Annotated in this window: 1 protein-coding gene; it reads left to right on the top strand. The window is 47.0% G+C overall.

What is annotated here, in order from left to right; genetic code table 11:
• Positions 1 to 687, top strand: a 687-nt coding sequence (locus tag ACFFIT_RS03150; protein ID WP_385876195.1) for an Ig-like domain-containing protein, incomplete at both ends; no start/stop codon positions are given.

The following is a 687-nucleotide window of genomic DNA, read 5'->3' as shown; positions in this document are numbered from 1 at the left end:
GCGTCAGGTGTTGAAGGTAACAAAACCACACCTTGGAACTTCAATGTGATTGCACAAAAACCAGCAGAGCCGACGATTGACACCCTAACAGATAACTATTTAGAAGCGAATGGTTCAACGATAGTACAACCAGGCGGCTTGACGAACGATGCAACCTTGCTTGTGAGTGGTCGTGCGGAAGCGGGTGTTACCATTATACTTCGAGTGAATGGTAAGCCGGTGGCAGAGCAAAAAGTAGGTGCGGATGGTAAGTGGTCTATCACGATTCCTGAAAATGAAGTGTCAGAAAGTGGTCAGTATAAAGTAACCGCTGTAGCTAAAGATGCAGCAGGACAAGATTCAGATCCAACCGGTGATTACATCTTTAACTTCGATGGTAGCGCACCGAGTAAACCGTTAATGCCAAGCCTGACTGACAGTGTGGGTGATAAACAAGGTCCTGTTCAGGGAGGCGGTATCATTGATGATGAAACGCCGGTGTTAAGAGGACAGGCCGAGTCAGGCGACAGCGTGGTGACCATTTATAATAATGGCGTTAAAGTCGGTCTAGCGACAGTGAATGCTGATGGTAGTTGGAGTTACACGTTAAGCCTCAAACAAGGGCCGCAAAACATTACGGTAACAGAGACGGATAAAGCGGGTAATACCTCAGAGCCAAGTGACAACTTTAACTTTGTGGTTGACTCG

This window comes from Thorsellia kenyensis (assembly GCF_042432445.1).
GTDB classification, from domain to species: Bacteria; Pseudomonadota; Gammaproteobacteria; order Enterobacterales; family Thorselliaceae; genus Thorsellia; species Thorsellia kenyensis.
The sequence above is the reverse complement of the archived record's forward strand: the minus strand, read 5'-3'. Positions and strand labels throughout refer to the sequence as shown.